The organism is Pseudoalteromonas sp. AOP31-A2-14 (genome assembly GCF_052378035.1).
Classification (GTDB): Bacteria; Pseudomonadota; Gammaproteobacteria; order Enterobacterales; family Alteromonadaceae; genus Pseudoalteromonas.
The window spans coordinates 1,072,291-1,098,901 of record NZ_JBQSXI010000001.1; the positions used below are offsets into that span (position 1 = coordinate 1,072,291).

Annotated in this window: 22 protein-coding genes and 2 pseudogenes; 15 read left to right on the forward strand and 9 right to left on the reverse strand. The window is 39.9% G+C overall.

All coding sequences use genetic code 11. The features are described from left to right. Window positions 1–157: 157 nt before the first annotated feature. The 5 genes from ACT3S9_RS05030 to ACT3S9_RS05050 all read left to right on the forward strand — a co-directional run bounded on the left by ACT3S9_RS05030 (window position 158) and on the right by ACT3S9_RS05050 (window position 6,018). Window positions 158–460 (forward strand): HU family DNA-binding protein, encoded by a 303-nt coding sequence (locus tag ACT3S9_RS05030; RefSeq protein WP_441835660.1) that lies wholly within the window; start codon window positions 158–160, stop codon window positions 458–460. Window positions 461–594: 134 nt separating this feature from the next. Next, window positions 595–2,499 carry a peptidylprolyl isomerase gene (gene ppiD, locus ACT3S9_RS05035; RefSeq protein WP_441835658.1) on the forward strand — a complete coding sequence of 635 codons (1,905 nt, stop codon included), beginning with the start codon at window positions 595–597 and terminating at the stop codon, window positions 2,497–2,499. Window positions 2,500–2,663: 164 nt separating this feature from the next. After that, on the forward strand, window positions 2,664–3,548 hold the full coding sequence (locus tag ACT3S9_RS05040; RefSeq protein ID WP_444750799.1) for an IS982 family transposase: 885 nt from the start codon (window positions 2,664–2,666) through the stop codon (window positions 3,546–3,548). A gap of 343 nt (window positions 3,549–3,891) precedes the next feature. Then, the gene (gene lldD / locus ACT3S9_RS05045; protein WP_441835809.1) at window positions 3,892–5,031 is read left to right on the forward strand and encodes an FMN-dependent L-lactate dehydrogenase LldD; all 1,140 of its coding nucleotides are present in this window, start codon (window positions 3,892–3,894) and stop codon (window positions 5,029–5,031) included. Window positions 5,032–5,118: 87 nt separating this feature from the next. Beyond that, window positions 5,119–6,018 carry a LysR family transcriptional regulator gene (locus ACT3S9_RS05050; protein WP_193049377.1) on the forward strand — a complete coding sequence of 300 codons (900 nt, stop codon included), beginning with the start codon at window positions 5,119–5,121 and terminating at the stop codon, window positions 6,016–6,018. 311 nt (window positions 6,019–6,329) lie between these two features. Here ACT3S9_RS05050 and ACT3S9_RS05055 read toward each other — a convergent pair whose 3' ends face one another. Genes ACT3S9_RS05055 through pspF form a run of 6 tightly spaced genes read right to left on the reverse strand, consistent with a single transcriptional unit; the run spans window position 6,330 to window position 12,700 of the window. Further along, on the reverse strand, window positions 6,330–7,091 hold the full coding sequence (locus ACT3S9_RS05055) for an ATP-binding cassette domain-containing protein (protein ID WP_441835808.1): 762 nt from the start codon (window positions 7,089–7,091) through the stop codon (window positions 6,330–6,332). After that, on the reverse strand, window positions 7,091–8,083 hold the full coding sequence (locus tag ACT3S9_RS05060; RefSeq protein WP_441835807.1) for a peptide ABC transporter ATP-binding protein: 993 nt from the start codon (window positions 8,081–8,083) through the stop codon (window positions 7,091–7,093). Before ACT3S9_RS05060 ends, ACT3S9_RS05055 begins: the two co-directional genes overlap by 1 nt. Then, entirely contained in the window at window positions 8,084–8,977 is an 894-nt protein-coding gene (locus tag ACT3S9_RS05065; protein ID WP_441835806.1) for an ABC transporter permease subunit, read from the reverse strand. After that, window positions 8,964–9,998, reverse strand: a complete 1,035-nt coding sequence (locus ACT3S9_RS05070) for an ABC transporter permease (protein ID WP_441835805.1) — start codon at window positions 9,996–9,998, stop codon at window positions 8,964–8,966. Before ACT3S9_RS05070 ends, ACT3S9_RS05065 begins: the two co-directional genes overlap by 14 nt. After that, window positions 9,998–11,605: an ABC transporter substrate-binding protein gene (locus tag ACT3S9_RS05075; RefSeq protein WP_441835804.1), complete on the reverse strand. Its 1,608-nt coding sequence runs from the start codon at window positions 11,603–11,605 to the stop codon at window positions 9,998–10,000. Before ACT3S9_RS05075 ends, ACT3S9_RS05070 begins: the two co-directional genes overlap by 1 nt. Window positions 11,606–11,620: 15 nt before the next feature. Then, window positions 11,621–12,700: a phage shock protein operon transcriptional activator gene (gene pspF / locus ACT3S9_RS05080; protein WP_441835803.1), complete on the reverse strand. Its 1,080-nt coding sequence runs from the start codon at window positions 12,698–12,700 to the stop codon at window positions 11,621–11,623. A gap of 187 nt (window positions 12,701–12,887) precedes the next feature. On the opposite strand from pspF, the gene pspA reads away from it, so the two are divergent. The 6 genes and pseudogenes from pspA to ACT3S9_RS05110 form a co-directional block, all read left to right on the forward strand. Further along, complete coding sequence (pspA, locus tag ACT3S9_RS05085; protein ID WP_441835802.1) at window positions 12,888–13,547, forward strand: phage shock protein PspA; 660 nt, start codon at window positions 12,888–12,890, stop codon at window positions 13,545–13,547. Window positions 13,548–13,624: 77 nt separating this feature from the next. Then, window positions 13,625–13,858: an envelope stress response membrane protein PspB gene (gene pspB, locus ACT3S9_RS05090; protein ID WP_441835801.1), complete on the forward strand. Its 234-nt coding sequence runs from the start codon at window positions 13,625–13,627 to the stop codon at window positions 13,856–13,858. Further along, window positions 13,855–14,259, forward strand: a complete 405-nt coding sequence (pspC, locus tag ACT3S9_RS05095; RefSeq protein WP_441835800.1) for an envelope stress response membrane protein PspC — start codon at window positions 13,855–13,857, stop codon at window positions 14,257–14,259. Before pspB ends, pspC begins: the two co-directional genes overlap by 4 nt. A gap of 55 nt (window positions 14,260–14,314) precedes the next feature. Beyond that, complete coding sequence (locus tag ACT3S9_RS05100; RefSeq protein WP_441835810.1) at window positions 14,315–15,727, forward strand: YcjX family protein; 1,413 nt, start codon at window positions 14,315–14,317, stop codon at window positions 15,725–15,727. Next, complete coding sequence (locus ACT3S9_RS05105) at window positions 15,724–16,779, forward strand: TIGR01620 family protein (protein ID WP_441835799.1); 1,056 nt, start codon at window positions 15,724–15,726, stop codon at window positions 16,777–16,779. Before ACT3S9_RS05100 ends, ACT3S9_RS05105 begins: the two co-directional genes overlap by 4 nt. Before the next feature lie 136 nt (window positions 16,780–16,915). Then, a pseudogene (locus ACT3S9_RS05110) lies at window positions 16,916–17,194 on the forward strand (PLP-dependent transferase); the annotation flags it as partial. Window positions 17,195–17,218: 24 nt separating this feature from the next. Here ACT3S9_RS05110 and ACT3S9_RS05115 read toward each other — a convergent pair. Continuing rightward, the gene (locus ACT3S9_RS05115; RefSeq protein ID WP_444750800.1) at window positions 17,219–18,436 is read right to left on the reverse strand and encodes an IS4 family transposase; all 1,218 of its coding nucleotides are present in this window, start codon (window positions 18,434–18,436) and stop codon (window positions 17,219–17,221) included. A 497-nt stretch (window positions 18,437–18,933) separates the two neighbouring features. Here ACT3S9_RS05115 and ACT3S9_RS05120 point away from each other — a divergent pair, with 497 nt between their 5' ends. Then, the gene (locus ACT3S9_RS05120; protein WP_444750801.1) at window positions 18,934–21,048 is read left to right on the forward strand and encodes a M12 family metallo-peptidase; all 2,115 of its coding nucleotides are present in this window, start codon (window positions 18,934–18,936) and stop codon (window positions 21,046–21,048) included. A 136-nt stretch (window positions 21,049–21,184) separates the two neighbouring features. Here ACT3S9_RS05120 and ACT3S9_RS05125 read toward each other — a convergent pair whose 3' ends face one another. Then, window positions 21,185–21,679 carry a hypothetical protein gene (locus ACT3S9_RS05125; protein WP_444750802.1) on the reverse strand — a complete coding sequence of 165 codons (495 nt, stop codon included), beginning with the start codon at window positions 21,677–21,679 and terminating at the stop codon, window positions 21,185–21,187. Window positions 21,680–22,003: 324 nt separating this feature from the next. On the opposite strand from ACT3S9_RS05125, the pseudogene ACT3S9_RS05130 reads away from it, so the two are divergent. The 3 genes and pseudogenes from ACT3S9_RS05130 to ACT3S9_RS05140 form a co-directional block, all read left to right on the forward strand. Further along, window positions 22,004–22,927 (forward strand): annotated as a pseudogene (locus ACT3S9_RS05130) (trans-sulfuration enzyme family protein); the annotation flags it as partial. A 213-nt stretch (window positions 22,928–23,140) separates the two neighbouring features. Beyond that, window positions 23,141–23,923 carry a phenylalanine 4-monooxygenase gene (phhA, locus tag ACT3S9_RS05135; protein WP_441834470.1) on the forward strand — a complete coding sequence of 261 codons (783 nt, stop codon included), beginning with the start codon at window positions 23,141–23,143 and terminating at the stop codon, window positions 23,921–23,923. A 23-nt stretch (window positions 23,924–23,946) separates the two neighbouring features. Continuing rightward, window positions 23,947–24,288, forward strand: coding sequence for a 4a-hydroxytetrahydrobiopterin dehydratase (locus tag ACT3S9_RS05140; protein WP_441834469.1), 342 nt, complete (start codon window positions 23,947–23,949; stop codon window positions 24,286–24,288). Between the two features lie 116 nt (window positions 24,289–24,404). Here ACT3S9_RS05140 and ACT3S9_RS05145 read toward each other — a convergent pair whose 3' ends face one another. Then, window positions 24,405–26,438, reverse strand: a complete 2,034-nt coding sequence (locus tag ACT3S9_RS05145) for a BCCT family transporter (RefSeq protein WP_441834468.1) — start codon at window positions 26,436–26,438, stop codon at window positions 24,405–24,407. Between the last annotated feature and the right edge of the window lie 173 nt (window positions 26,439–26,611).

The window sequence follows — 26,611 nt, forward strand, 5'->3', positions numbered from 1 at the left end:
GCTTTTCAAATCCGTTTGGTATGATAAGTTAAGCACTGGTTTTCAAGCCTAGGCCTTATGTGGCCTAGGTTTAAGAAATATAAAATAGTCTGAGCATAATTAGTTTGCTCTTAAATTTTCAAAACAGTGATGTTAATTTAAAAAACAATCGCTCTTGATAATAACAATGAAAGAGGATGATATTGTGAATAAATCTCAATTAATCGATCAAATCGCAGCAGATGCTGATATTTCTAAAGCAGCTGCAGGTCGAGCGCTAGATTCATTCATCGAGTCTGTATCAGGTTCCCTAAAAGATGGCGACCCAGTAGCGCTTGTTGGTTTCGGTACTTTCTCAGTACGTGAACGTGCAGCACGTTCAGGCCGTAACCCACAAACTGGCGAAACAATTCAAATTGCAGCAGCTACTATTCCAGCTTTTAAAGCGGGTAAAGCGCTAAAAGATGCATGTAATAGCTAAGACTGCTTTACAGTAAGTTAGCTTGGCGGGTTTTATATTGCCAATTGCTTCAAGTGAAAAAGCGTATCTGGTAAGATACGCTTTTTTTACATGGGCAAGGTAATTTCTGCCTTGAACAGAATAGAGATAAGTAAATGCTTGAGAAAATCAGAGATGGTTCGCAAGGACCGATAGCAAAGATTATTTTGGCTGCGGTGATTTTATCTTTTGCCTTAGCAGGGATCGGTGGTTATTTAGGTCAAACCACAGAGCAGCCCGTTGCTGAAGTAAATGGAGTTAAAATTAGCCAAACCGAATTCAGTCGTGCATATCAAAACGAACGTAGCCGATTAGAACAACAATTCGGTGAATATTTTGCACAAATTACGGCCGATCCTAATTACATGGCGCAAATTCGTCAAGGCGTGATTAACCGTTTAGTCGAGCAAGAGTTACAAACACAACTAGCAGAAGAGCTTGGCTTACGTGTTAGTGACGAGAGTGTTAAGCAAGCTATTTTTGAATTACCGTACTTTCAAATTGGTGGCCAGTTTAATAACGATCGTTACTTACAGGTTATTCGTCAAATGAATTTCCAGCCGAGTGCATTTCGTGAGTATCTTCGCGAAGAAATGACCCGCAGCCAATTGGTATCGGCTGTAGCTGGTTCAGATTTTGTGCTTGAAAATGAAGTAGCGAACACCGTTGCATTACAGCAGCAAACTCGTGCAATTGATTATTTAGTCTTAAGTAAAGAATCATTGCAGTCAGAAGTTGACGTAACTGAGCAAGAAATTGCTGATTACTACGAGTTAAACACGTCACAGTTTCTAGCTCCTGAGCAAATATCAGTGAACTATATTGAACTTGAGGCTGCAAACCTAGAAATTGATTCAAACGTCTCTGAAGATGACGTAAAAGCATATTATCAACAAAATAATGCCCAGTATGTCGAATCTGAAAAGCGCCGTGTAGCGCATATCCTAGTTGATAACAGTGAAGACGACGATGCGGCTAAAGCCAAAGCGGACGATTTACTAGCACAACTACAACAAGGCGCAGATTTTGCTGAGCTTGCTGAGTCATCATCAGATGATATTGTTAGCGCTGAAATGGGTGGCGACTTAGATTGGATTGAGCGTGATATGATGGACCCGGCATTTGAAGATGCCGCTTTTGCGCTTGCAAATAAAGGTGACTTCTCTGACGTGGTTGAATCTGAGTTTGGTTATCACATTATTAAGTTAACTGACTTACAAAGCGAGCAAGTAAAACCGTACGATGAGGTAAAAGCTGACCTTCGGGCTGAGCTTGAGCGTACTGAAAAAATTAACGCTTTCTATGACAAGCAAACTGAAATGAGCGAACTTGCTTTTGAAGTAGCTGATAGTCTAGACGATGCTGCCATTGGTGCAGGCGTTGAAGTGAAAAGCACGGCGCTTGTTAATCGTAATGAACTCCCTGAGCCATTGAGTAACCCAATAGTGACTTCGGCTATCTTCTCACCAGATGTACTTGAAGATGGTCTTAATTCAGAAGTTCTAGAAATAGGTGACGAGCATGTTGTCGTTGTGCGCATTAACGAATATAAGCCAGCCGCGACTAAAGAGCTTGCTACCGTGAGCGAGCAAATTAAAGCGACCTTAATTGCACAAAAAGCTTCAGAGCTAACAAAAGAAAAAGCCACCACGTTATTTGCACAAATCCAATCAGGGAAAAGCTTAAATGATGTGGCTACAGAGCAAAATCTGACGGTTCGTCAAGAAGCTACGCTTACACGTGAAGCTTACTCAGTATCGCCAGCTATTGTTCAGCATGCTTTTAAAATGGCTCATCCAAGTGACGTGCCAGTGGTTGATAAAGTAACCCTGCAAAATGGTGACGCAGCTATTGTTGCACTTAAGTCAGTGACTAATGCCAAGCTTGAAGGTGAACTAGATCCACAACAAAAGCAAAATATTACCATGGGTGAAGTAAACAAAAACTACATGGTTTTTATTGCTGCATTAAAAGCGCAAGCAGATTTAAACTTACCACAACTTCAGCAAGCTGTTGAATAAAAAGTAATTTAACCTACTTATTTAAAAAGCGCCGAAAGGCGCTTTTTTTGTGTTTGTTATAATAAACGCTAGGTAACCTGAATCTCGTTTAAGAAATTGAACTAAATGCCTGTTCCGAGATCCGATCTTTCGACCAAGAACGATTGGATAGACAAGGAACAGGCATGATTAAATTAGTTGAATTGTTTTGCGATGTCGATGATTTTTGCAAAGTATTTATACCTCAATGGGAACAACAATTACTCGAAGATGGTACCCAAAAACGTCAGCGAGCAGGACGTATGACGACCAGTGAAATTATGACTATTGTCATCAGTTTCCATATGTCGCATCACCGTGATTTTAAAAATTACTATCTTGGTTATGTTTCACTTATGTACAAAAGTGAATTTCCTAACTTGCTCAGTTATACCCGATTTTTAGCCGTTATGCCGAGGGTACTTGTGCCGATGTGCGCCTATTTCACTTCGCTTAAAGGAAAGCCTACAGGTGTTGAATTCATTGATTCTACATGTATTAAGGTATGCCATAACATTCGTATACCCAGGCACAAAACCTTTGATGGAATAGCCCAGCGAGGCAAAGGAACAATGGGTTGGTTTTATGGCTTCAAGTTGCATTTAATTGTTAATCATCACGGTGAAATTGTTGCTGCAAAAGTGACAACAGGTAATGTGCATGATACACAGCCAGTGCGTGAATTAGCGAGCTGTCTGACGGATAAATTATATGGTGACAAAGGGTATTTAAGTAAAGCTTTAGAAGCCGATTTACTCGATAAAGGGGTAAAGCTCATTACGACGGTTCGCAAAAACATGAAGGCAAAAGCGATGTCACTATGGGATAGAGCGATGCTTTCAAAGCGCTTTATAATTGAAACAATTAATGACCAACTCAAGAATATATCCTTCATTGAACATTCGAGACATCGGAGTATGAACGGCTTTATGTTAAATTTAGTCGCTGGATTGGTGGCTTATTACTTGAAAGAAAATAAACCACACCTTAATTTAACTGATGTAGAGCGCAATGCATTAGTTATCGCTTAAGCAGATCTCAGGTTAGGTATTAAAAAAGTGGCTTTTAAGCTCGAATTTACCTCGCGCTTGTGTTCATAAACAGCGCAGTTTGTTTACGTAAAGGTGTGTATCGTAAATTGGTTTGAGTGAAGCGAAACTCAACGAAATGGATCTTATAAATCGATACTATCGATTTGCCTTATTGAATATTTTTACAGTATATAAGGTTTTTCTAGGAAACAGTGTTTTTCATTGTTGATATTTATTCACTAAAAATAAGAAAGTATACTCATTGTCACAATTATTTTAGGTTTAATTCTATAAGCATAAATTGACCTAGGAGCATTCACTATTATTCAAAAGGATTAACTCTGTGATCATTTCATCTCCATTAGATTACCGTAAAGCGGCAAAAGCTAAACTTCCGCCATTTTTATTCCATTACATAGATGGTGGTGCTTACAATGAACACACACTTCGTAAAAACACCGCAGATTTAGCTAATATTGCGCTAAAACAACGAGTGTTGAACGACATGTCGGAACTTGACTTAAGTACTGAATTATTTAATGAGAAATTAGATTTACCAATCATTCTGGCGCCTGTTGGCTTAACAGGTATGTACGCGCGTCGTGGTGAAGTTCAAGCGGCTAAAGCCGCAGATAAAAAAGGCATCCCATTCACCTTATCGACGGTTTCTGTATGTCCTATCGAGGAAGTAGCTCCCCAAATTGAACGGCCTATGTGGTTTCAACTTTATGTGCTTAAAGACCGTGGCTTTATGAAAAATGCATTAGAGCGAGCTAAAGCGGCTGGGGTTAAGACGTTGATATTTACCGTAGATATGCCAGTGCCTGGTGCTCGTTATAGAGATGTGCATTCAGGTATGAGTGGCAAAAATGCAGCCATACGCCGTGTTTTTCAAGCCATGTGTCATCCACAATGGGCATTTGATGTTGGTTTGTTTGGAAAACCTCATGATTTAGGTAATATTTCTACTTATCGTGGTGAGGTAACAAAGTTAGAAGATTATATTGGCTGGTTAAGTAATAATTTTGACCCATCCATTTCTTGGAAAGATTTAGAATGGATCCGAGAATTTTGGGACGGCCCAATGCTTATTAAAGGGATTCTAGATCCTAGTGATGCCAAGGATGCAGTAAAGTTTGGTGCTGATGGTATTATTGTTTCCAATCACGGTGGTCGCCAATTAGATGGCGTTTTATCATCGACAAAAGCATTACCAAGCATTGCCGATGCAGTAAAAGGTGACATAAAGATTGTGGTTGATTCTGGGATTCGTTCAGGTTTAGATGTGGTAAGAATGTTAGCCTTGGGCGCAGATTGCACAATGCTAGGTCGTTCATTTATTTACGCATTAGCAGCAAAAGGACAATCTGGTGTCGAAAATCTAATAGATCTTTACGAACAAGAAATGCGCGTTGCAATGACGTTATGTGGTGCTAATACACTTAAAGACTTAACAAGTGACTCCTTAATTAATATTAAATAATCCCTGTTTGGAATTATCACTCATTTATGAATTTGTGATATATAGTTAATTAATTGAGTCATAGTTTCCTAAAACGGTGTAATCATAATGTTAGCGAATGAGTTATCGTTATTTGCGATGGTTGTTGAGTCAAAGTCTTTTAGTAAAGCGGCTACCTTAGCAGACATGTCAACGTCGGCCCTGAGTAAGCGTATTACGAAGCTAGAAGCTGATATCGGCGTGCAGTTGTTATACAGAACGACTCGGCGGATCACTTTAACAGAGGCGGGTGAAAAACTTTATTTTCATGCTAAAGATATCAATAAGCAGGTGAATGAAGCTCTTGGTGAGGTCAGTGCTTACAGCACCCGGCTAAGTGGCCATATTCGGATCAGCGTGCCAACTATTTCTGGTGAGTTATTTTTAGCGCAGAGTTTGGCGGAATTTAGTCAGCAATATCCCGATTTAACATTAGAAGTGCGTTTAGAAAACGAGTTTGTCGATTTGCTTAAAGAAGGAGTTGATTTAGCCATTCGCACCGGCGTACTTGATGACTCAACATTGATTGCGAAACCGTTAATTACTTCTCATTGGGCAGTATGTTGCTCGGCTAAATATATACAAAATTTTGGTAAACCAACTGTGCCTGCACAGCTCACTGAGCATAACTGTTTGGCATATACTCATCAAAACCAAGGAGGGGACGAATGGCGCTTTGGCGAAGGAGAAAACCTGCAGCAGATAAAAATATCGGGTGGCTTTGCTACTAATAATGCACAAGCATTACGAAAAGCCGCGCTGGGCGGTCATGGTATTGTGTATATACCGCGCTGTAGTGTCTATGAAGACTTACAAAAAGGCGACTTGATTGAAGTGTTAGCTGAGTTTAAGCCGCGCTCACTAGGTGTTTATGCGGTGTATCCATTTACCAAGCACTTACCTTATAAGGTTAAGTTACTGATTGAGCATGTGAAGCAAGGCTATGAAAAGTTAAGCCATTATTTTTAATGAGTAAATAGGGGGAAACAGCTCGGGTGTGGTGACCTTTTTGGATTTAAATTTTTCAACCTAGCAGTAGTTTAGCCACGGTATGAGGCTTGTAATCTAGTGGGGGCAATAACCGCACCTAGGTTATTCTAAAGGCCCACATACGCGTCAGAATAAGTAAAAATAAAGTAGAGTACTGTTTCATGCTTACACCCATTACTTATTTGAAAAAGTACCAACCCTACATTCACTCTGCTTGCTTACACGCTAAACATTGTAACAAGTGCAAGATCGAAAAATAAATACGGCTTAACTCTCTGTTATTATTGCAATTAACAACTTAATAATTTTTGGGTGATTTTTGATTGCGGGTTTTGGAAAGTCGCTTCAGTTTTTCCGTATTCAACAATCTCACCGTGGTCCAGCACGACTAATTGGTCACTTATGTGCCGTACTAAACTCAAATGGTGGGTGATGAGAATATAACTAAGGCCGGTATCTTGTTGTAGTTTTAATAATAGGTTTACGGTTTGCGCACGTACAGAAGGGTCGAGTGACGAGAGTGCTTCATCGAGCACTACAACCTTAGGATCAAGAATTAAGGCCCTTGCAAGTGCTACACGTTGTAATTGGCCGCCACTGAACATGTGCGGGTAGTAATGCTGGTGATCGTTTAATAGGCCCACTTTAGCGAGGGTGACTTTAATTTTTTCAAGTCGTTCTTTTGCGTCTAAATCGGCATTATATTGCAAGCAATCGTCTAACATATTACCAATGGTGAGGCCTGGGTTTAGTGAAGCCTCTGAGTCTTGGAAAATCATGCGTATATGTCTGCATTGATTATCGCGTATGCCCTTATTTTCGATTAATTCACCATTTAGAAATATTTGTCCGCTGTCACTAGGAGCAGCACCGGCGAGAAGCTTTGCTAAAGTACTTTTGCCAGAGCCGGTTTCGCCAATAACCGCTAAAGTTTCACCTTTACTTAAACAAAACGAAATATTTTTGAGTACATCAAAGCGTTTACGTGAGAATAGGCCAGCACGTAAATTAAAGCTTTTTGAAATAGTTTGTACTTTTAATAACGGCTGCATTATTTCATAGCCTTAACAAGTGGAAAATGGCAGGCATAGCTGTGGCCGTTATGTTTAGTTAGTTGTGGCGTTACCACGCAGGCTTTTTGCGCTTGCGGGCAACGAGGCCCTAATCGACAGCCTATTGGTAAATGCTGCAAAGTAGGAATGGTACCTTTAAGAGCGTAAAAGGGTTCTTTATGGGCTAAGCCTTGTTCGTAATCCGGTAAGCTTTTTAATAGCGCCTGTGTATACGGATGGCGCGGCTGATTAAATATTTTTCGGGTGGGACCCGCCTCAATCATTTGCCCGCAATAAAGTACATGTATACCATGTGACCAATTTACTATCTCTTCAAGCTCGTGAGAAATCATTAAAATTGACATGTTTTTTAGCTGATTCAAACTTTTTAACAACCTAAATACTTGCGCTCGGGTGGTGCTTTCTAGGGCTGTAGTTGGCTCATCGGCAATCAGTAGCTTGGGTGTGCGGGCAATCGCCATTGCGATCATCACTTTTTGGCATATGCCTTCTGAGAGCTCGTGAGGGTAGCTGGTAAGTATTTTTTCGTGATTTTTAATACCTACCTTATGGATAAGTGCTTTAACACGGTCTTTTCGCTCTCGGTTACGTTTTAAAAAGAAACCTTTTTTTTGTATAACTGGCAATGTTTCGGCAATTTGATCAAATATTTTAGCTGTTGGGTCGAGACAACCACTGGGATCTTGATAGATCATGGCGATATCAGCGCCAACAACCTTACGGCGTTGCTCGTTCGATAAGCGCATCAAGTCAACCCCGCGCCACTGCATGCGGTCGGCGGTAATGTGCCAGCGTTTATTAAGTACACCAACAATCGCTTTGGCAATTAAGCTTTTACCTGAGCCAGACTCGCCAACTAAAGCATGTACTTCGCCTTCTTTAAGGCTGAGGTTTACTCTGTCAACGGCGCGAATTACGGTATCAGAGGTGCGCAGCTCAATAGTTAAATTTCTAATGTCGAGTAATTGCATTTAGTCCGCCTTGCGTTCTTTTAGTACTTGGCGAAGCCCATCACCAACTAAATTTGTTGATAATACGGCTAAGAATAATAGTATGCCCGGTAAGCCAACCGTCCAAGGGGCAAGGTAAATTAATCCTAGGTTTTCAGCAAGTATCGCCCCCCATTCTGTCGTGGGCGGCTGTGCGCCAAGTTTTAAAAAGCCTAGTGCTGCAATATCCAAAATAGCAGTAGAAAGGGCCATGGTAAATATAACCACAATATGCTCGTATATATTAGGAAAAATACCCCGCGCTAAAATATGCCAATTAGAGGCGCCATCAAGTTTAAACGCGGTAATGTAATCTTTATTAAGTTCCTCAACAATCAAATTCCGGATGGAATGAATAAATTGTGGCAGCAGTGCTAAAATAATCGCCCATACGGTATTCATCAGGCCTGGTCCAAGTATGGCAATAATAATGATTGCTAGTAAAAGTGAAGGTATAGATAGCGTAATATCAAGTAAATGATTTAAAAAGCTCGAACGAAAACCTTTACTGATCCCCGCAAAAGTCCCAACGAAAACCCCTATTACGGTGGTAATAAGCGCCGCGACAATTGATAAACCAAATGTATAGGTTGCGCCGTTCATTAATCGTGACAGTACATCGCGGCCTAAATCATCGGTACCTAAAATAAAACGTACGTCTCCCATTTCATCCCATGATGGTGGGAGCAGAAGTGCATCACTATGTTGCTGGTTCACACCATAAGGCGCTAGTAACGGTGAACTGACGGCTAAAATCGCCAAAACAATAAATAACCACAAGCCTACAAGTGCAGGGTGGTTTGATTTAAATTTGAACCAAAATCGTGCCAGTGGCGATCGATTAGACTCTTCTGAAAATAAATTAAACTTTGCCATGAGCTTGATTCCGAGATAGCGGATCGAACAGGGTGTAGGTTAGCTCTGTGATAATAGTGGCTAAAATCACAAATAACGACACAGCTAACAATCCACCCTGAATGGCGGGGTAATCACGTTGGTAAATGCTGTCAATTAACCAGCGGCCAATCCCCGGCCATGAAAAAATAACTTCGGTTATCATTGCGAGCGTGAGCAAGGTACTAAACTGTAAACCAATTTGTTTAATAACCGGTAAAAGCGCATTTCTGAGCGCATGATGCATAATTAACTGAGCGCGATTTAAGCCTTTAGCGCGGGCTGTTTTAATAAAGTTTTTCTCAAGCACTGTGAGCATTGATTCTCGGGTAAAACGTACTAGTACAGTCGTTGGGTACGTGGCAAGTACGATAGTTGGTAACGCTAAGTGTTGCAGGGCATCGACAAAGGCCATCCCCGAATAAGGAAAGCGGGTAACAATAATATCAATGAGTATAAAGCCCGTCACAGAATCAATTTGATACAACAAGCCCATTCTGCCAGACATTGGAAGCCAACCAAGCTGTAATGAAAATAACATGATTAACAGTAAAGCTAACCAAAAAACCGGCATTGAATAACCAGCAAGAGCGCTGGAGTTTATTAGTTTATCGGGCCAACGCTTATGATAAGCCGCTGCGATGATCCCTGAGGGTACACCTATAACTACAGAAATAATAAGTGCATACAGACAAAGCTCTAATGTAGCGGGAAATAAACCAATAATGTGCTGAAAGACCGAATTGCCCGAAGCAAATGAAAGCCCCCAGTCACCTTGAAAAATCCGCCCTAAAAAAGCAAAATATTGTTCTACATAGTTTGCTTCTAAGTGGTATTTTACTTCCAGAGCACGAGTTTGTGAAAAGCTAGTATTGGTTACGCCACTTAAGTTAGCCAGCACGTCGCCTGGAAATAAGTAACTCAGTGAAAAAGTAAAAATACTGAGTGTGAGGGTCATAAACAATAATAGTGCTAAACGCCGGAGTATATAATCTAGAAGCATTATTTCTTCCTCGCATTAGCTAAGGAAATAGCTCCAAAGGGACCCAGTTCAATACCTTCTACATCAGCACTGGTTGCTTGAAAGCGCATACCGTGGGCTAGTGGTAAAATAGGTAACTGATCAACAATCATTTCTTGAACTTGATTATAATATTTTTTACGCATTTCTATATCGGTGGTATCAAGTGCTTGGGTGAGCAATAAGTCAAATTCAGGGCTACACCAATTAGCTGGATTTTTACCACTAAAGGTTGCAGCGCAGCTAAGTAGTGGGCTAAAAAAGTTGTCAGGATCGGGAGTGTCAGCCGCCCAACCGAGTAAAACACTGTCGTGACGGTGCTCACCGATACGTTGAATAAAGGTATTCCATTCGTATTCGACAATACTGACGTTGACGCCAATTTTTCGTAAGTCGCTTTGCATTAGCTCGGCCATTTTCCGGGCATTGGGATTATAAATACGGCTTACCGGCATTGCCCAAATAGTCATATCAAAGCCATCTTTGTAGCCGGCATTAGCGAGCAATTTTTTTGCAAGCTCTGGATTAAAGTCTGGCATTTTTTGTTGCGGCTCAAACGCCCAAGAAGTTGGCGGCAAGATTGATTGCGCGCGAATGCCATTGCCGTAGTACACCGCTTGCATTATTTTTTCAATATCAACGGCATGGGCTAATGCTTTTCGCACTCGTAAGTCATCAAACGGAGGGCGATCGGTATTAAACGCCCAATAACCTATATTCAGGTTGGTTTCTTTTTGTATTTTAATATCATCACGCTGGGCTAGAATACTCAGTTGAGCACTATTCGGATGAGAAGTTACATCACATTCTTTGGTTAGCATTTTAGCTATTCGTGTAGTGCCATTGGTGGTGATGTCATATACCAATTGCTCTAGCATGACTTCGTGCTTCCAGTATTCTGGATTTTTGTAATAACGAATAAGGTGATCGCGGCGGTATTCTTGGTAAATATACGGACCTGTACCTACCGGATATTGGTCAAATAAATCAAGTTGTTCACGTTCTTTTAATTGCATTGCGTATTCACTTGAAAGTACTACGGCAAAGTCTGTGGCCATATTAGCTAAAAAGCTGCTTTCACGATTAAATAGCTCAAAGCGCACTTTATAATCCGACACGCGAATAATTTTCTTGATCAGCTGATCAAGGCCCACACTTTGAAAATATGGGTAGTTCGCATCACCAACAAAATGATACGGATTGTAAACATCAAATAAGCGACTAAAAGTGAAAATTACGTCATCGGCGTTAAAGTCGCGGGTTGGCGTAAAATAGGTGGTGTTATGAAATTTTACCCCTTTACGCAGAGTAAAAGTGATCGCCTTACCATCAGGACTGACTTTCCAGTCAGTAGCCAGTTCACTTTGAAACTCTGCTGTGACAGGATCAATACTGATTAGTCGATCGTAAAGCTGGTTGGCTATAATATCGATTGTTGAACCTGTGGTCGTCACTTGCGGATTAAATGACACAGGGTTAGCTTCAGCGCAATAGACTAAGCCTTGGTTTTTTTCTGCGAGTGTTTTTTCTTTGGTATCTAAGCAGCCCGTTAAGCAAAGTGCTAATACACCAAGTAATAATTTATACACGTGTTCAACCTCTGACTATTGTTGTTGATCTAACAAATTATATTTTTTCAAATAGCCTCTTAGCTGATGATACGTCAAACTTAATATTTCTGCAGTTTTCTTTTGATTAAATTGACTATATTCAAGCGCTTTTTTTATTAGATCAATTTCAAACTCATTAGAAAGGCTTTTTAAGCTACACGGAAAAGTCACTTCTGCTAGCGTGCTTGTAACTGTGCTGGCTATGTTAGTTGGTGTGGAGTCTGTAAGCTTTGCTTCTTCAACGGGAGTGACTGTTGCAGTGGCGGGCTTTTTAATACGAGCTTTAGGGCGAAACGGGCTCTCAAATGGGTCAAGAATAATTTTATGCACTGGGATATGTTCATTACCATGGCGGTATAAGCTGCGTTCGATAACATTTTTTAGCTCGCGAATATTACCCGGCCAACCATAGCTTTGTAAGGTTTCGACAGCGCTTCTAGTAAATCCACTAAACAGCTCCCACTCTAAATCGCGAGCCATATTAATAGCAAAGTGCTCAGCCATTAGCATAATATCTTCTTGGCGGTGGCGAAGGGGCGGAAGGGTAATTACATCAAAAGCGAGTCTATCAAGTAAATCGTTTCTAAATTCACCTTGCTCTGCCAATGCCGGTAAATCTTCGTTGGTAGCGCATACTAAGCGGGTATCGACTTTAACTGTTTGCTTGCCGCCCACGCGCTCAAACTCGCCGTACTCAATTACACGAAGCAGTTTTTCTTGCACCATAGGCGATGTGTTGGCCAGTTCATCTAAAAAAAGCGTACCGCTATTAGCGCGTTCAAAGCGGCCTTCATGGCGTTTACTTGCGCCTGTAAATGCGCCGCTTTCATGACCAAACAGTTCACTTTCAAGCAGGTTTTCGTTAAGCGCTGCACAGTTTAATTTAACGTAACTTTGCTCCCAGCGTTTAGACAAAAAGTGCAGGCGGGCGGCTATTAGCTCTTTACCGGTGCCTCGCTCGCCAATAATTAGTACGGGTTTATCTAGACTTGCTAATTGTGACACTTGATCAAGTACGGCTAAAAAGTTGTCTGATTGGCCGAGTAAATTATCTTGTTGACGAAATTGGCTCATATTCCCAAACTCTTGGTCATTTTTACTAATAGTTAGTGTATTTCATAAGTGGGAATAAAAAAAGAAATTTGTAAATTAAGTTTAACTAGTTGAAAATAGATGAATATTTTATGCTACGAAAGTTGGCAAGCATCTTGATGGTAGTTATTGCAGAACAATTACGTTTTTAACCACAGAGGTACATATTATGGGAATTTTTTCGCGCTTTGCAGATATTGTTAATTCTAATATCAATGCCATTTTAGATAAAGCAGAAGATCCTGAAAAAATGGTGCGTTTAATCATCCAAGAGATGGAAGACACTTTAGTTGAGGTTCGTTCTACTTCTGCAAAAACCCTTGCAGAGAAAAAAGAATTAGTACGTCGCGTAGATGCACTTAAAACCCAAGTGAGTGAGTGGCAAGATAAAGCTGAGCTTGCACTAAGTAAAGAACGCGACGACTTAGCGCGCGCAGCGCTAATTGAGAAGCAAAAATCAGCTGATGCAGTTAGTTCGGTTGAATCTGAGCTCGAGCATGTTGATTCACACATTGAGAAGCTGCAACAAGAAGTCTCTACCCTGCAAGAAAAGTTGGCTGATGCTAAAGCTCGTCAAAAAGCGATTATTTTACGTCAGCGTTCTGCTGAATCACGCCTTGAAGTGAAAAAAGCACTTGATAGTTCAAAAGTGGATGATGCATTGAATCGCTTTGAACGTTATGAAACTAAGATAGATGGGCTAGAATCACAGATAGAGTCTTACGACATGGGTAAAAAGTCATTAGCTGACGAAATTGCTGATTTACAGCAAAATGAGAAGATTGATGACGAACTGGCTGAGCTTAAAAAGAAGCTTGCTGATAAATAAAGAGCCTATTAGTAATTAAAGGGGGGGAGAGGCCTTACCCCCTTTGCTTAAATCAGTGGAATGGATAGGAGAGGGTTATGCTAAGCGCAGAGTTTATTGAAGCGCCCATTATTGTTTTTATGGTTATTGTGGCGCCAATTTGGTTGATTTTACATTACCGTAGTAAAAAACAAGTAAGCCAGGGCTTAAGTGAGCATGAGCATCGCCAGTTATTGGAGCTTGCTCAAAAAGCCGATAAAATGGCCGACAGAGTCGAAACATTAGAAGCATTACTCGACCAAGAGGCCCCACAGTGGAGGCGTAAAGTATGAGTACCAAACGTGAGCTATTAAGAGACCCCGTTCGCGGAAAAGTAGCAGGTGTATGTGCTGGACTCAGTGACTATTTAAATATGGAGCTGTGGCTGGTAAGAATCATTGTTGTGACTGCATTTTTACTTACTGGGGGTTGGTTTTGCTTTGTTGCCTATGTGGCAGCGTGGTTTATCTTAGAAAAAAAACAAGTTGATAAAACCAATAGTAAGAAGGACACAAGCGAGCACCAAGACCCTCTTGAAGTAAAGTTTAAAGTATGGCAAAAAGGTGAACCACCTCGTCGTGCTTTACAAGATTTAAAAGAGCGCTTAGGGCGTGTTGATGGACGCTTACAAGAAATGGAGCGTTACGTTACTTCAACCGAGTTCACGGTGAATAGTGAAATAAACAAACTTTAAAGGATTTAATTGCACTTTATTGAGTAAATAGCCCATAAAGTGCAAGTTCATTATGATAAAAACTTCATCTGCAAAAAATGCCTTTAAAAAGCTAAAAGGCAAAGCTGAAAAAGCGGTTCACCGTAGTCTTGATCAACATGTAAAACTTGCGGTTACGGGGTTAAGTGGTAGCGGAAAAACAGCTTTTATAACCGCCGTTGTAAAGCATTTAACCTCGCAAGCCAATGAAAAAAACCTGCCATTTTTTGATGTTATGCGTGAAAAGCGCCACATAGCCACTAAAATTGTGCCGCAGCAGGCATTAACAATTCCTACTTTTGAATATGAGCAGGCACTTAGTAGTTTATTACCGGTTGATGGCAAGCCGCAATGGCCTGCCTCTACCGAGCGAATTAACACCCTACGGTTAGCAATTAAATACCAAAGTAATGCAGGCTTTAGAGGACATTTTGCGCCGCAATCTACCTTATATCTTGATATTATTGACTACCCAGGCGAATGGTTACTTGATTTACCTATGCTTGAGCAATCATTTAAACAATGGTGCGCCCAGCAGTATGCGCTATTAACAGCCAACCCTAGGCTTGAAAAAGCCCAGCCATTTTTAAGCGCTTTAGCTGATTTTGATAGTGAAGGAGTCATTGACGAACAAGCCCTCACTGCGCTTTCAAAACAATATGAATCACTACTACTGAGCTTAAAAAAAGATACTAAACTTGCTATGTTACAGCCTGGGCGTATGTTGATACCGGGTGAGTTAAAAGGTGCGCCAATTTTACAGTTTTTCCCAGTGGCTAATGTGCCAGACGAAATCCCTGAGGGGTCTAACTTAGCGCACTTACAAAAACGTTTTAACGCTTATGTAAAAGAAGTGGTGAAGCCATTTTACAATGAATACTTTCGTCATTTTGATCGTCAAATAGTATTGGTTGATGTGCTTAGTGCACTTAACGAAGGGCCTGAGACATTACATGAGCAAAGCGATGTGATTAACCAATTACTTAACCATTTTAATTATGGTGAAGCTGGCTTTTTTAAGCGCCTGTTTAAACCCAATATAGATAAAATATTATTTGCGGCTAATAAATCAGATCATTTAAGTCACGTACATCACAAAGACTTAGCTTTGCTGTTAGATTCAATTGTGCACGATAAAACTAACCATTTGAAGTTTGAAGGCGTGCAAATTGAAACCATGGCTATGTCATCTATTGCTGCGACCAAGCCAAAGCAAGTAAGCGAAAACGCCAAGCAGCTTAATTGTATTTATGGCAAACCATTAGCTGAAGATGGGTGGCTTACGTATTTACCGCCGCAGCCGCCAGCTCGATTATTAATGGCCAATGAGTGGCCAGCGCAGGGATTTGAGTTTTTAGCATTTTCGCCGATGCCAAGTCCAGATAAACGCTTTGAACATATACGTTTAGATCATGTCATGGATTACTTGCTAGGAGATAAATTAAAATGAATGACACGCTAAACACATCATCTTACCAAGCTGGTAGGCGTATAAATTCAGATGATCCAGAGCGAGATACTGACGCCGAGCTTAAAAGTGCCAAAGTTGTTGCTAAAAGTGATGAATACGACTACGAAAATGAAAATATGGAGCAAGCAGCGCTTGAAGATGAAATTGAACTTGCGCCTGTTTATAAAAAGTCAAAGTGGCAAACACTTAAAGGCTTATTTATTGTAAGCTTTTTAGTTTTAGTGTTATTAGAGCTTGCATTTTCATTGGTGTTTACGTTTCAGCAATCAATTATTTTAGGTGGGATTTATTTAACTGCTGTGGCCAGTGGCTTCTTATTATTAGCGCGACTACTGTGGCGTGAATATCGTATGCTTAGAAGCCTTAAACGTAACCAGTTGCACCGTCATGAAGCCGACCGTTTATTGCACAGTGAACAAGTGGGCGGAGCATTACCTTGGCTTGAAAAGCTTAATAACCACCAGCAACTCACGGGCTTTGACGAGTTTAAAAGCAGTATCGGCAGTCATCATTCAGATAAAGAAATTATGACCTTGTATGCCGATAGCCTATTGGTTGCCCAAGACACCCAAGCTAAAAAGCTAATAAACCGTTTTGCAACTGAATCAGGGTTATTAGTCGCACTAAGTCCATTAGCGTTGGTTGATATGATGGCAGTACTTTGGCGCGGCGCTAAATTAATTGAACAAATTGGTAGAATTTATGGCATTGGTTTTGGTTATGCTAGCCGAATAAAGCTGTATCGTTTGTTGATCAAACAAGTGTTATTTGTTGGTAGTGCTGAGCTGATCTCTGATTTAGCGGCAACAGCGCTTAGCGCTGAGTTGCTGGGTAAGCTATCTGGGCGTGCCGCGCAGGGCTTAAGTGCGGGCATATTTACCGCACGTATAGGCTATAAAGCAATGGAGTTGAGTCGGCCGTTACCGCGCCTTGAAAATAAACGAAAACTATTGAAGGGGACAGCACAGGCGGTTGCTAGTAAAATTGTTTCGCGCAGAGAGCAAGCCGAAGACAAGGAGAGAAAAGTATAACTGCCAAGTAAACTGTACAGCTGAACTACACAGCTGTACAGGGTTTAGCCATCTGAGTATCCGGCATGCTTGTAGTTTTAGGTGTCATGCGTTTTATTGATGTTATTTGATAAAGTAACAATAAGTGAAACATACAATGAGCAAGCCAAAGCATGATTACCAAGTCGCAACACAATGTATTCATGGCCCTAATAAAGCTAATGACCCCCATGGCGCATTAAGCGCACCTTTGTATCAAACTTCTACCTTCGCTTTTGAAAATGCAGCGCAAGGTGCAGCACGGTTTGCAGGTGAAGAGCCTGGCTTTATTTATACTCGTTTAGGTAATCCAACCACCCAAGAGCTTGAAGAAAAAGTCGCTCAGTTGGAAAGCTGTGAAGCCGCTGCCGCAACAGCCACCGGCATGGGCGCGGTACTAAGGGATCCCCAGAAATAATCATTAAGTTTCAATTACATCACTCACATCCATATTTTTCCAATCGAGTTTCACTACCACCTGTACGAAATAGGCTAGCCCTTCCAAATAATCTCGCCGTCGCAGTTTAATGGACTGTTTTTTGAAGTATCGCAGCCCAACAAATGCCCATGACACTACTCGTCTTTTTTTGGTTGAATTAGCTTGAAAAGCGCCTGTCTTTCCTGCTTTGTCTATCACTGCCCCCAGCATCATTGAGAACCAATGAACCAGAGTTGCGAGCAGTAAAAGTATGTCTAATCGATTGAGTTTGTTCGTTCTGTGCAGATCTGAGCCTAAGCCGAATCTAACACTTTTTTGATCTCGAAACCCTGCCTCTATCTGCATTCTCATACCATATAGCTTGAGCACTTTTTCGAGAAAATGGTGCCTTTTTGGAAGTGAAGAAACGAGTAGCCAAGGCTCTTTATAACCGCGTTCTTTATCTCTTTTTAATAACTTATGTCCCTTGCCAACCAACACTGCATGCGTTTGATATTTTGCACTTTTGGTCAGCTCGGTCGCGCCAAGATACTGGCTCTTACGTTGATTGCTCTTGAATAGTGACTGGCATGGAACAAACTCATCGCTGCCCTGCGTTTTCAAGTGTGCCGTACCTCGAACTCGGCTAATATAATGCCAGTCATTGTTTCGCACGGCTTTGAGCCAAGGAACTTTAAAGCCCGCATCCGTAACAATAACGGGCCGACAATCACTCGGCAAGATCAGTTTGAGCATCTTCAAGAACCGTTTTTGTACTTTTGGGCAATGATATTGAAAGCTGAATGCACTTTCCTGGTATAAGGTCAAAGAGCGACCTTCACTGACAATGCTAGCACGCAGAATACAGTATTTGGTTTGTGTATCTGCATGACTCCAATCAACCAATATGACGGGATGCTTTTCAGTGACCACAAAACGGCTTAAGCGAACATAAACCGATGTCGATTCACGCAAAAGCTCGTGGTTATTGAGTAGTCGATCAATACGCTTAATATCATGTTTTTCAGTTGTTTTTGAATCCAAATTGCGACCAATAGATGTCAAGGTGCATTGCTGACAGTGCAAAAGAGATTTAACGGCAGCGACTAGAGTATTAAATCTGGCTTTATGAATAGAGTTAGGGGTGACAGCGCGGAGCATATTGTGCAAAATAGTAGACGCATTCATGGTGTTTAGTTCTGTTGTTTTTAAGCGATTCATAAGATCACAAAACACCATGAATGTTCCCTCACTACCCATATTTTTTAACACTATTAGTTCATTGATATATAAAGGCTAATTTTGGGGATACTTTAGGGAACGACCCCAGGCCTACTTTTAATATTGTTTCAAAATAAAAAAGTTCACTACACGCCCTTATCAAATTTTGACTCTAATACTCGGAAATTGAAGAAAAGTAGTGTTGCCAATGAGTGTATAAGCAAACATATTTCCTTGTATATTAAATCTTAATGTCCAACGTTGGACTTTATACAACTTGGTTATATCGATTGAAATTCTCAAGCGAAGCTGTATTTTCAGCCAACCTTACAATTCTAGAGAAATTGAAATGTATAATTGTACTGACTTATTCCTGCTTTACAAAAAGTTATCCTCAAAGCATATATCCAACCAATTATATGAAATTTATTAGTGTAATAACACCCCGATTTAGGTACGATTGTTTTGAGTTTGTTAATTTAATGTCGAGGGAATGTATGAAATATCGGATTGTTTTTTTATTAATGTTGATGCTGGCCTTTAATTTAAGTGCTGATGAGCATAAGTACCACCAACACTCAAAAAAAGTGTTATTCCATAAATCGGTTGATAATTTAAGTAGGGCCGTATTAGATATAGAACCTAATAATGGTGCTATATTATCTGAAAGAGCTGTTTTTGGCGAGACAGGGACTGCCGTTGCTGAAATATGTGAGAGTAATGATATTGAACATATAGAAGTTGGTTGTGAGACAATATCTAACGAGGCTGTTAATGTTCTTTTTGATTTTCCTGAGTATAGTCAGCATACAATCTATTATCGACCAAACATAATAGTTGATGGTTTTAAGCTAATACAAGCTGTTGTACTTGATAATAAAATCCAAAAACTTGTCTTTCAAGATACATTTTCCCAAGAAATGTTTTTTGTATCCAACAATGAGCAACTTATAAATATAATTAATAAGGAACTTAAAATAAGAGAATTCAAGCCTAATAATGATCCATTAGAAGGTGATTCAATAGATCCAGATGAAGAGATACATAACAGCCCTATAGATAGAGGGCCCATAGATATATGGTTACCTCCGGGCTCCCCAAACCAGCCTTTTCGTTCAAAAGATTCAGCGGGTGATACTCCGCCAATAAACCCTCCATATATATCCATTGAAAATAGTACATCACTTGTTATACCGGATTCGCCTGAAAAAATAGAGCATTCGCCAGGGTTTACTACTGCGATTGTTTTATATACTGATTCTGTTTTGAACACTTATGGGCGTGACACAATTAGGCAGAAAATCAGAGACGTTAACTTACGTTACAGAGGCTTCTTGAGGAATAACGATATTATAAGTGACACTAACTTAGGCGCATTTTCATGGGTTGCTGCGTATGAAAATAACGAATCTGGAAATATTACTAAGCAAGCATTCATGAAAATCCCTAACGAAATTTGTAATGCCGTTGGTGGTTGTGAAAGTGGTAACTGGGATGAGTTATTAAGTGCTATTTCTCATTCTTCAGCAATTAGAGATCTTAAAGCGATTTGGAAAGCAGACTCAGTAATGGTGTTAACTAAATCAGGTCACAAAAACCGCAAAGCAGTTGGGATTGCCTATCGATTAACTAGGCCAAGAGATATGACTCAAGCTGATAAAGCTGTGAGTGTTGTGAGGTTTGATTCTGATGTAGAAACCTACTTACATGAAATATTTCACAATTTAGGCGCAGGTCATTCATTTGCTAATACTCAACAGCCTGGTACAGCACCAGGAGCTGGCTTTTTAGGGAGGTTTTATCATCCTGAGACAACAGGCCAACACCCAATTAAAACTTTCATGACGTATGAAAATGTTTGTTGGGATAACTATGCTCCAATTCCTCCATGCACTGAACGCTGTCTTAAGGTTATGCACTTCTCAAGTCCTAGTACAGTTTTTAAATATGATAGCGCCAATATTACCATTGGCACTGCACAAGCAAATAATCAACTGCAAGTTAGTAACATGATTTGGACAGTAAATAATTTCAGTACACACTACAAGGTAAGTGAACCTAAAATAACATTAATTTCACGTTCACCAGAACCAAATCAACAACAACTTTTTTCCGCAAAAGATTCGCAGGTTAATTCTCGCGAAGTTATTGAGTGGAGTGTTAGGCTTCCTTCAGGAGCTATTGCGCATAGAACTGTCGTAGGTGATAAAAATAAAAACTTCAGCTTTACACCGGTTGTTGTAGGTGATTACAAAGTTTTCTTAAAAATTGGCTCAAAACAAGATACCTATAATTTAAAAATTAAGGTAGCTGATATTCAAACTCCAATGTTCCACTTAACTCCTAATCGGTATGGCGTAACCTATGATATGCGTTGGACTGAAATCAGTGCAGCAGATACTTATAAGGTAAGGTTAGATGGGGTTTTAATTGCAACTGAAAAATCAAATATACCTCTTTATACAGAAACTTTCACAATTCAAATTCCACCTAGTGTTGGCAAATATTTGACATTACAGGCATGTGATTCGAACAGTAATAGGTGTGGTAATGAAATTGGCAGAGTTATTCCAAATCTCAGAAATTGTGGACCTCAAGGCTGTATTCTATAACTTTATATAAATGTTCCCTTTGAGAGGTTTCAAAATGAGGGTTACTATCAGATTTAAGTCTGTTTAGGATTTTAACGTGATAAAGTAACTCTCATGCTACATATTTACAATGGCCGAAAAATGAAGATTCAGTTTGCTATAGACCAAGAAGCGACTTTTGATAATAATTAATACACTGCTCAACTATCCTGTGTAAAATAACCTTGGGAGTTGTATTTACCTCTCCACTTTGCTCCTCACCATCAGTAAAATAATTAGAATCATTTAAATTTGATTCAGCGGCTATTATATTCGCGTGTGTTTGCTTTTGCTTTATAACTTCCTTATCTATATTCCCACTTGGGAATAACGTTTTTAATAGTGATAAAGCCGCATTAGAACCAATCTTTATCGTTAGCTGGTTACGTACATAAGCATCATCATTGTTGGTATTTGTAGCCCACAAAAATTGTGGCCCTTGCGTGTTCATTAGCATCTGCTTTACCCAACCATGATCATCAGTCTTAAACAACCCAACGAATGTTGAACCTTTTCTTGAAGGTTTCTTCAGTGAGTTTCTTAGATGGTATAGAATAGATGCATTGAGACCGAATGTTGTTTTCAAATCATTAATATCATCCTCAGAACCCACCGATTGAATGAAAACACTGGACGCATAATCTCTGTAAGTTTTGCTAAATGCAGTAATGCTTTGGCTAGCTTGCTGAATTTCAATTTTCCATTTTCGCGCCTGTAGAGCAGCAGAGTCTAGTTGGGGTATTGTGCATAAACGCGGTATTTTTCGGTTACTGCCCTACAGAGCCTTATTATAAAGGGCTGTGTAGCACGTCTAATTTTCATTGATAATTTATTTTATAGTAATTTACTTAAAAATCAAATAGTTAAATGAACAGCCCGTGCGAGTGCTTCAAAATCATGAGTCTCCTCACTATCAGTAAATGAATAGAACCCAGAGGGCGCGGTATCAGCATCGGTATTAAGCTTTTTATCGCAAGGGGACCATCTTATTGCATCCAGCGCATTGTACGGATGTACGTTTGCCTTTTTTGCTCATATGCTTGCGCGCTTTGGTATTGAAGTTACCTTTGTTGATATGACGAACTCTACAGAGCTTCATAATGCTGTTAAACCTAACAGTAAAATGATTTTTGCTGAAACCCCCATAAACCCGACCATGGCTGTGCTTGATCTCGCGTTGATAAGTGATGTTGCTAAACAGCATGATTTAGTGAGCGTTATTGACAACACTTTCCTCACACCGCTACTGCAAAAGCCTAAAGAATTTGGCATTGATGTTATTGTTCACAGTGCTACCAAGTACCTAAATGGTCATGGTGATGTTGTTGCAGGCCTGGTTTGTGGCAGTCATGAACATATTAGCCTAATTAAAATGACGGTGCTTAAAGACATTGGTGCAACCATTAGCCCACATGATGCGTGGTTAATTAACCGTGGTTTAAAAACACTTGGGATCAGAATGCAGCGCCACTGTGAGAGTGCACAAGTTGTAGCGGAATTTTTAGAACAACATGCCCTTGTTAAAAAAGTATATTATCCAGGGCTTAAGTCTCATCAAGGATATGAGTTTATTGGTAGGCAGATGAAAGCGGCGGGAGGGGTAATTGCTTTTGAGCTTAAAGGCACGTTAAAAGATGGTGAAACATTTATAAATAATACCGAACTTTGTACGCTTGCAGTGAGCTTAGGTGATGCAGAAACCCTTATTCAGCACCCTGCATCGATGACGCACTCACCATATACACCAGAGGAGCGTGCAGCGGCCGGAATAAGCGATGGCCTAATACGAATTTCTATAGGGCTTGAAGATGTTAACGATATTATAAATGATCTAAAACATGCTTTTTCATACCTAATGTGATTTTGTAATTATATGTTTACTAATTTTTTGTTTTAAGGTATTTGTTTATGGAGTTGTAAACATTTTCATTGTTGTAGTGTATTAAAAAGTGTACGCTCTGGGTCTTTCTGTTATTTATAGAAATACCTAGCCCTATTAAACTTTTATTCACTTTTACTTAGTATGGCTGTAACACGTTGGCACCGGTTTTTGGTGAAGCACAAAAAGGTTATTATGGCTAAGCAAAGTAAATACACCTCCAGAACCCCAGATGAAAATGGCGTGATTCATTGGAGCGATGAAGAAAATAAAGTATGGTCAGAACTGGTTGAGCGTCAATTAAAGTGCATCGAAGGTAAAGCTTGCGATGAGTATATGACGGGACTAGATATAATTAACTTACCCAAAGACAGGATCCCGCAGTTAAGTGAGCTAAACGAAGTATTGCTTGCGACAACGGGTTGGCAGGTCGCTCCTGTACCTGCGTTAATTGATTTTGATGAGTTCTTCCGCCTATTGGCAAACAAGCAATTTCCGGTTGCGACATTTATTCGTAATCGTGATGAGTTTGATTATTTACAAGAACCGGATATTTTCCATGAAATATTTGGCCACTGTGCAATGCTAACAAACCCCGATTTTGCTGAGTTTACGCATAAGTATGGTCTGTTAGGTTACGCGGCACAGAAAAAAGATCGTGCATACTTAGCGCGTATATATTGGTTTACGGTTGAGTTTGGTCTAATGCAAACTGATGATGGCTTGCGTATTTATGGCGGAGGTATTCTATCAAGCCCAGGTGAAACAAAATATGTGTACAGCGACGAGCCAGAAATAAATAGTATGAATGTGCTTGATGTATTACGAACGCCATACCGCATTGATATTATGCAACCTGTGTATTATACCATTAATTCTATTCACGATTTATTTGATATTTCACAAATAGACATCATGTCACTGGTTGAACAAGCAAAAGAGTTGGGCTTATATAAACCAAAATTTCACCCTAAATAAAAATAGTAAGTTAAGGATTTAAAATGTCACCTTTAAGCACACAAAAATGTGAAGCCTGTCATGCTGATGCACCAAAAGTATCAGATACTGAATTAGCTGAATTAATTAAAATAATACCTGACTGGGTACCTGAAGTACGTGATGGTATTATGCAGTTGGAGCGTGTTTATAAGTTTAAAAACTTTAAACAAGCTATCGCGTTTACTAATAAAGTGGGTGATATGGCTGAGGACGAAGGTCATCATCCTGGCTTATTAACCGAGTGGGGAAAAGTGACCGTTACTTGGTGGAGCCATTCAATTAAAGGCTTGCATAAAAATGATTTTATTTGTGCGGCTAAAACCGATGAACTATTTAATGAGTAATCATCGTCAAAGTTAATATGCTATAAAAAATAATAAAAGGCACGCAAAGTGCCTTTTATTGTTTACCTATTAATTCAAACCCTTGAGCTAGGTATCTGGCTAATTCATTATAGCCATTATTCTGATTTATCTGTGTTTAACATTTCATCATGCTCCGTCATATCCCAAGGTAATTCGCCTGGGCTGTTGTCTAAAAAGTGTAAGTAATTTTCAAACTGGTCGAGTATATCTTTAACAATATCGTCTTCACTGTAATCATAAATATCGTAAGATAAACCACCTCGACGTAAGAATACTTCAGCACGATAGTATAATTCAGGCGCATCTTTTAAAGATTTAACTTCAGAATGCACAAAGCTAGGTGTTGTATGTTCAGTTAGCCTAATATCATACACAAAATCGACATGTTCGTGACGCAGTACCGTTAAATGTGCGCGTGGCATCTGTGGGTCAAATTCAACAACTGCGTGCCATTTCCGCGCGTTTAATTCGGCCTGCACAGCATGCATCGCATTTGAAACTGTTTGTTCAATAAAAGTATGTACTTTTCTTTTGCTAGGGTAGTCAACCATCGATGCTAAACGACGCTTCCAGTGCGAAAGCTTTTGACTTTTATTATTTAAGGTATGTGCTTGTAAGCTAGTATCTCTATGTCCTTCAATAATTAGTGCTCGCCACAGACCTACTGTTGCTAACAACATTATTATGGCAAACGGTAAAGCGCTTGCAATTGTCATGGTTTGAAGTGCCTTGAGTCCATCGGCCTGTAATAAAGCTATTGCTACACCACCTTCCAGTGATGCCCAAAAGATACGTTGCCAAGCAGGGCTGTCAACACGACCACCTGAAGCAAGAGAGTCGATAACTAATGATCCTGAATCAGATGAAGTAACAAAAAAGGTAACGATTAATACCAAAGTTAATATTGAAATAAAGGATGTCCATGGTAACTCTGAATATAACTTAAATAATGCAACTGCTTCATTATCTTTAACATCCGTAATAATCGTGTTGATGCCTTCATTCATAATTAAATTTAAGGCGGTATCACCAAATACAGAAAACCATAAAAAAGTAAATATAGTTGGAACTAACATGACGCCAACAACAAATTGTCTAATTGTACGTCCACGACTAATTTTAGCGATAAACATACCCACAAATGGTGCCCAAGCAATTGTCCAACCAAATATAAATAATGTCCAATTGCCAATCCAGTCACTGCGGTTATATGCTTGCAAATTAAAAGTACGTTCGACAATACCACTTAAATAACTGCCTGTGTTTTGTAAGAACGATTCTAAGATGTGAATGCTAGAGCCAACAAAAAATACAAATGTCATTAAAGAAATGGCTAATACCATATTTAATATAGACAACCGTTTTACGCCTTTATCCATACCTGCAATAACGGAGAGCGTAGCGGCTGCAGTTATGACACAAATAGTCACAATTTGAACTTTAATATCAATTTCAATGCTAGGCCACAAGTAATTCAGGCCCGCATTAATTTGCGTGACGGATAACCCAAGCGTAGTTGCTATACCAAACAGGGTGCCTAAAATAGCGAATATATCAACAGCATGGCCAATAGGGCCATAAATTTTATTGCCAATTAGCGGATATAGTGCAGAGCGAATTGATAGCGGTAGACCATGTCGAAAAGCAAAGTAGGCAAGTACTAAGCCCACCAATCCATAAATTGCCCAAATATGAAATCCCCAATGGAAAAATGCGATTTGCATTGCCTGCTTCGCTGAGTTGACTGTTTCAGCAGCACCTGCTGGCGGAGAGGCATAATGTAGTACGGGCTCTGCAACGCCAAAGTAAAGTAGGGCAACGCCATAACCTGCTGAAAATAGCATGGCAAACCATTCAACAAAGCTGTATTGCGGCTCTGCATGATCGGGGCCTAATTTAATGTTCCCCCAACTTGATGCGGCAATAGAGACGATAGACACTAAAAAAATAGCCACCGATAACATATAAAACCAGCCGAAGGTTTCTGTGATCCAAGCAAGGGTGACACTGAACACTTGCTTTGCAAGTTCGGTATTGCTGGCTGTGCCTATTACTAAAAGTAAGATAATAAACACCGCAGGTATAAATACTGGCAGCAAAATAGTTGAGCGAAATGGTTTTTTTCCCATATTAAATCCTTAATATTGATTGCTAACTTTAAAGCGTGCTTACCAAGCTTATTACATCTTTGTGGATATTGGCTAATTTATTACTAAAAACATTACGTTGTCGTCAGGTGAAGTCAGTTAGTTTTGCTTTTAACGGTTATTTATTTGTACACTTACAGGCAGAACATAAGGGA

What these genes read in the sequence shown, in the direction of transcription:
- ACT3S9_RS05070 (WP_441835805.1), bottom strand. Translation starts at nt 9,998, where the DNA reads ATGCTTCTAGATTATATACTCCGGCGTTTAGCACTATTATTGTTTATG.
- ACT3S9_RS05065 (WP_441835806.1), bottom strand. Translation starts at nt 8,977, where the DNA reads ATGGCAAAGTTTAATTTATTTTCAGAAGAGTCTAATCGATCGCCACTG.
- ACT3S9_RS05145 (WP_441834468.1), bottom strand. Translation starts at nt 26,438, where the DNA reads ATGGGAAAAAAACCATTTCGCTCAACTATTTTGCTGCCAGTATTTATA.
- pspF (WP_441835803.1), bottom strand. Translation starts at nt 12,700, where the DNA reads ATGAGCCAATTTCGTCAACAAGATAATTTACTCGGCCAATCAGACAAC.
- ACT3S9_RS05120 (WP_444750801.1), top strand. Translation starts at nt 18,934, where the DNA reads ATGAAATATCGGATTGTTTTTTTATTAATGTTGATGCTGGCCTTTAAT.
- ACT3S9_RS05055 (WP_441835808.1), bottom strand. Translation starts at nt 7,091, where the DNA reads ATGCAGCCGTTATTAAAAGTACAAACTATTTCAAAAAGCTTTAATTTA.
- ACT3S9_RS05040 (WP_444750799.1), top strand. Translation starts at nt 2,664, where the DNA reads ATGATTAAATTAGTTGAATTGTTTTGCGATGTCGATGATTTTTGCAAA.
- ppiD (WP_441835658.1), top strand. Translation starts at nt 595, where the DNA reads ATGCTTGAGAAAATCAGAGATGGTTCGCAAGGACCGATAGCAAAGATT.
- ACT3S9_RS05060 (WP_441835807.1), bottom strand. Translation starts at nt 8,083, where the DNA reads ATGCAATTACTCGACATTAGAAATTTAACTATTGAGCTGCGCACCTCT.
- ACT3S9_RS05050 (WP_193049377.1), top strand. Translation starts at nt 5,119, where the DNA reads ATGTTAGCGAATGAGTTATCGTTATTTGCGATGGTTGTTGAGTCAAAG.
- pspB (WP_441835801.1), top strand. Translation starts at nt 13,625, where the DNA reads ATGCTAAGCGCAGAGTTTATTGAAGCGCCCATTATTGTTTTTATGGTT.
- ACT3S9_RS05140 (WP_441834469.1), top strand. Translation starts at nt 23,947, where the DNA reads ATGTCACCTTTAAGCACACAAAAATGTGAAGCCTGTCATGCTGATGCA.
- pspA (WP_441835802.1), top strand. Translation starts at nt 12,888, where the DNA reads ATGGGAATTTTTTCGCGCTTTGCAGATATTGTTAATTCTAATATCAAT.
- pspC (WP_441835800.1), top strand. Translation starts at nt 13,855, where the DNA reads ATGAGTACCAAACGTGAGCTATTAAGAGACCCCGTTCGCGGAAAAGTA.
- ACT3S9_RS05115 (WP_444750800.1), bottom strand. Translation starts at nt 18,436, where the DNA reads ATGAATCGCTTAAAAACAACAGAACTAAACACCATGAATGCGTCTACT.
- ACT3S9_RS05105 (WP_441835799.1), top strand. Translation starts at nt 15,724, where the DNA reads ATGAATGACACGCTAAACACATCATCTTACCAAGCTGGTAGGCGTATA.
- phhA (WP_441834470.1), top strand. Translation starts at nt 23,141, where the DNA reads ATGGCTAAGCAAAGTAAATACACCTCCAGAACCCCAGATGAAAATGGC.